General features: G+C 75.6%; 1 protein-coding gene. It reads left to right on the top strand.

Features of this window, described 5'->3' with window-relative positions; all coding sequences use genetic code 11:
- Positions 1-43: 43 nt before the first annotated feature.
- Positions 44-4,898, top strand: a 4,855-nt coding sequence (locus ASC60_RS38335) for a type I polyketide synthase (RefSeq protein ID WP_159043421.1), incomplete at its 3' end; no start/stop codon positions are given.

Genomic DNA, 4,898 nt, shown 5'->3' with positions numbered 1-4,898 from the left:
GGACGCGGAGACATCGCCGGAGCAGGACGTTCCCCAGGGAGCCGTGCTCCCGTGGGTGCTCTCCGCCAAGTCCGAGCAGGCCCTCCGCGACCAGGCCCGGCGGCTGCGCGGCCACCTGGCCGATCACCCCGGCCTCATGCCCGCCGCCATCGGCCACTCCCTGGCCACCACCCGCACCCACTTCGCCCACCGGGCCGCGGTGGTGGCGGCCGACCGCGAGGCGTTCGACCGAGCCCTGGACGCCCTCACCCGCGGCGAACCGTCGCCCGCCCTGGTACGCGGCACCGCCCGCCCCGGCAGGACCGCCTTCCTGTTCACCGGCCAGGGCAGCCAGCGGCTGGGGATGGGCCGGGGGCTGTACGAGGCGTTCCCGGTGTTCGCGCGCGCCTTCGACGCGGTGTGCGCCGTGCTCGACCCGGCGGTGCGCGAGGTGATGTGGGGCGACGAGGAGGCGCTTCACCGTACGGAGTTCACCCAGCCCGCGATCTTCGCGGTGGAGGTGGCGCTGTTCCGGCTGCTGGAGTCCTGGGGCGTACAGCCCGATGTCGTGGCCGGTCACTCGATCGGGGAGCTGGCCGCCGCGCAGGTCGCCGGGGTGTTCTCGCTGGAGGACGCCGGCGCGCTGGTCACCGCGCGGGGGCGGCTGATGGGGGCGCTGCCGCCCGGCGGTGCGATGGTGGCGGTCGAGGCCACCGAGGACGAGGTGGCCCCGTATCTGACGGAGCGGGTGGCCCTCGCCGCCGTCAACGGCCCCGCCTCCGTGGTGCTCTCGGGTACCGAGGACGCAGTCGCCGCCGTCCTCGAACGGCTCGGTGAGCGCCGTACGAACCGCCTGACGGTGTCCCACGCGTTCCACTCGCCGTTGATGGACCCGATGCTGGAGGACTTCCGCGCGGTCGCCGAGGGCGTGACGTACGCCGAGCCGCGCGTTCCGGTGGTGGCGGACGGCGATGTGGCCACCGCGGAGTACTGGGTGCGGCATGTGCGCGGGACCGTCCGGTTCGCCGACGCGGTGACCCGGATGGAGGCCGAAGGCGCCACCCACTACGTGGAGTTGGGGCCGGACCGCGTCCTCACCGCCATGGTCCGCCACAGCCTCACCGACCCCGACGCCGCCACCCTCGTCCCCACCCTCCACCGCGACCGCGACGAGCCACGGGAGCTGATGGGCGCCGTCGGACGGCTGCACACCCATGGTGTCGCCCTCGACTGGACCCGTCTGTACGGTGACGCCACGCGTCCGGTTGTCGACCTGCCCACGTACGCGTTCCAGCGCGAGCGTTACTGGCTGGATGCGCCGAAGCCCACCGTGGGCGCCGACGGCCTGGGGCTGACCGCGACCGGCCACCCGATCCTGACCACCGCGGCCGAACTGCCCGACCCGGGCGGGCTGCTCCTGACCGGCCGGGTGAACGCCGCCACCCCCGGCTGGGCGGCCGACCACGCCGTCTTCGGCACGCCCGTCATGCCGGGCGTGGCGTTCGTGGACATGCTGCTGCACGCCGCGGCGCGGGCCGGGTGCGCCCGCGTCGAGGAACTCACCCACCACGTCTTCCTGGCCCTCCCCGAGCACGGCGCCCTCCAGCTGCGGGTCCTGGTGCGGACGGCGGACGACACGGGGCGGCGGGCCTTCACCGTCCACTCACGGCCCGAGGACGCCGCGCCGGGCACCGACTGGACCTGCCACGCCACCGGCGCGCTCGGCGCCGCCACGGAGGACACCGGCGCGCCGGCCGACCCGGTCTGGCCCCCGGCCTCCGCCGAACCCCTCGACACCGACGGTTTCTACCGGCGGATCGCCGACGCCGGTTTCGGCTACGGCCCGGTCTTCCAGGGGCTCAAGGCCGCCTGGCGGGACGGCGACGCGCTGTACGCCGATGTCGCCCTGCCCCCGGGCACCGCGCCCGGCCAGTACGGCGTCCACCCCGGGCTGCTCGACTCCGCGCTCCACCCGATCGCGCTTGCCGCGGGCGACTCCGAGGACGGCACGCTCCAGGTGCCGTTCTCCTGGAGCGGCGTGACCCTCCACACGACCGGCGCACGCGCCCTGCGGGTCCGGCTCACGCGTCTGGCGCCGGACGCGGTCGCGCTGCGGGTCATGGACACCGCCGGGGCGCCGGTCCTGACCGTCGGCTCCCTCGCCCTGCGCGCCGTCGGCCCCGAGCAGCTCGCCGCGGCCCGGCCCGACCGCGACGGCGCGCTCCACGAGGTCACCTGGCGCGCGGTGGCCACGCCACCGGACGCCGCCGTATCCCCCGGGGGGGCGGGATGGGCCGTGGTCGGGGACGCGGGCGACCGGCTGGTCGACGCGGCCCTGGCCGCGCTCGGCCCCGCGACCGAGACGTACCCGGACGCCGAGGCCCTGCGCACCGCGCTACGGTCCGGCGCGGCCCGGCCGGAGGCCGTCGTCGCCCGATGCGGCGGGGCCGCCGAGGACGGCGCCGAGGCGGCCGAGGCGGCGCACGCCGCGACCCAGCACGCCCTGGAGCTGCTGCGGACGGTCCTGGCCGATGCGGGGCCGGACACCCGCCTGGTGGTCCTCACCGAGGGCGCGGTGTCCACCGACGCGGACCGGACCGGCGCCGATCCGGCCGCCGCGTCGGTGTGGGGCCTGATCCGCTCCGCCCAGACCGAGCACCCGGACCGATTCACCCTCCTGGACCTCGACGGCTCGCGGGCCTCCGAAGAGGCCATCGAGGCGGCCCTGGCCACCGGGGAACCACAACTGGCTTTGCGCGAGGGACAGTTACTCGTGCCGCGCCTCGCCCGTCTGGCACCGGAACCGTCCGCCTCCCCCGCCACCGCGTTCGACGCGCGACGCACGGTGCTCATCACCGGCGGCACCGGCGCCCTCGGCGCCCTCCTCGCGCGCCACCTGGTCACCCGGCACGGGGTCAGGAGGCTGCTGCTGACCAGCCGGAGCGGACCCGGCGCGGCGGGCGCCCTCACCGAGGAACTGACCGCTCTCGGCGCCGAGGTCACCGTCGCCGCCTGCGACGTCGGCGACCGCGAGGCCCTGGCCGCGCTGCTGGCGGCCCTGCCCGGGGAACACCCGCTCGGCGCGGTGGTGCACTGCGCGGGCGTCCTGGACGACGGTGTGGTCACCGAACTCGACCGGCACCGGCTGGCTACGGTGCTGCGCCCCAAGGCGGACGGCGCGTGGAACCTCCACCTGGCGACCCGGGACGCGGACCTGAGCGCGTTCGTGCTGTTCTCCTCCGTGGCCGGCACCCTGGGCACCGCCGGGCAGGCCAACTACGCCGCCGCCAACGCCTTCCTCGACGCGCTCGCCCACCACCGCCACGGGCACGGTCTGCCCGCCACCTCCCTCGCCTGGGGCCTGTGGGCCGAGGACGGCGGCATGGGCGGCACCCTGGACCGGCGTGGCCTGGCCCGTATGAGCCGCGAGGGACTGGCGCCGATGCCCACCGCGCGGGCGCTCGCGCTCTTCGACACGGCCCTGGCGGCCGGGCGCACGGTGCTCGTGCCCACCGGGCTCGATCTCACCGGCGCCCGCGCGCGGCGGGCGTCGAGCCCGCTGTCCCCGCTGCTCGCCGATCTGCTGCCCGCCCAGGCCGTCGCGCCCGCCGGCCGGGAGAGCGACACCGGGCAGGACACATCCCTGCGCGGGCGGCTCACCGGGCTGCCCGAGACCGAACAGCGGGATCTGCTGCTGGACGTCCTGCGCATGCACATCGCCACCGTCCTGGGCCACAGCTCGCCACCCGCCATCGACCCCGGAACCTCGTTCAAGGACCTGGGATTCGACTCGCTCGCGGGCATCGAACTGCTCATCGTCCTGGGCGAGGCCCTGGGGCTGCATCTGCCGTCCACGATGCTGTTCGACCATCCCACACCGGCCGCCCTGATCACCTACCTCAGGGACGAACTGGCCGGTGACGCCCCGCTGCCGGAGGCCCCCGCCGTGGCGGCGGACACCGCGAGCCCCCCACGCGCCGCCGGTACCGGGGCCGCCGGGGCCGCCGCGGCCGCCCCGCACGACGACGAGCCGATCGCGGTCATCGGCATGGGGTGCCGTTTCCCCGGTGGCGCCGGCACACCGGAGGAGCTGTGGCGGCTGGTGGCCGAGGGCCGCGACGCGGTGGGGGCGTTCCCCGACAACCGAGGCTGGGACCTCGACGACCTGTACGACCCCGACCCGGATGTACGCGGCAAGACCTACGCCCGCGAGGGCGGCTTCCTCTACGGCGCGGCCGAGTTCGACGCCGAGTTCTTCGGCATCAGCCCCCGCGAAGCCCTCGCGCTCGACCCCCAGCAGCGGCTGCTCCTGGAAACCGCCTGGGAGACGTTCGAGGACGCGGGACTCCGGCCCGACACTCTGGACGGCAGCGCCACCGGCGTCTTCGCCGGAGTCGTCACCCAGGAGTACGGCTCCCTCGTCCACCAGGGCAGCGAGCCCGTCGACGGCTTCCTGCTGACGGGGACGACGGCGAGCGTGGCGTCCGGCCGGGTGGCGTACACCTTCGGCTTCGAGGGCCCCGCGGTCACCGTCGACACCGCCTGCTCCTCCTCGCTGGTGGCACTCCACATGGCCTGCCAGTCGCTGCGCAGCGACGAATGCTCCATGGCACTGGCCGGGGGCGCCACCGTGATGGCCAACGCCGGGATGTTCCTGGAGTTCAGCCGCCAGCGCGGGCTGGCGCCCGACGGCCGCTGCAAGTCGTTCGCGGCCGGTGCCGACGGCACCATCTGGGCCGAGGGCGCGGGCATGGTCCTGCTGGAACGCCTGTCGGACGCCCGGGCCAACGGCCACCGCGTCCTGGCCGTCATCCGAGGCTCGGCCGTCAACCAGGACGGCGCGTCCAACGGCCTGACCGCGCCGAACGGACCGTCGCAGCAACGCGTCATCAACGCCGCCCTGGCGAACGCCGGGCTCA

It is taken from the genome of Streptomyces sp. NBRC 110028, assembly GCF_001417735.1.
Taxonomy (GTDB): domain Bacteria; phylum Actinomycetota; class Actinomycetes; order Streptomycetales; family Streptomycetaceae; genus Streptomyces.
Note: the sequence above shows the minus strand (reverse complement) of the source record. Positions and strands in the feature narration are given on the sequence as shown.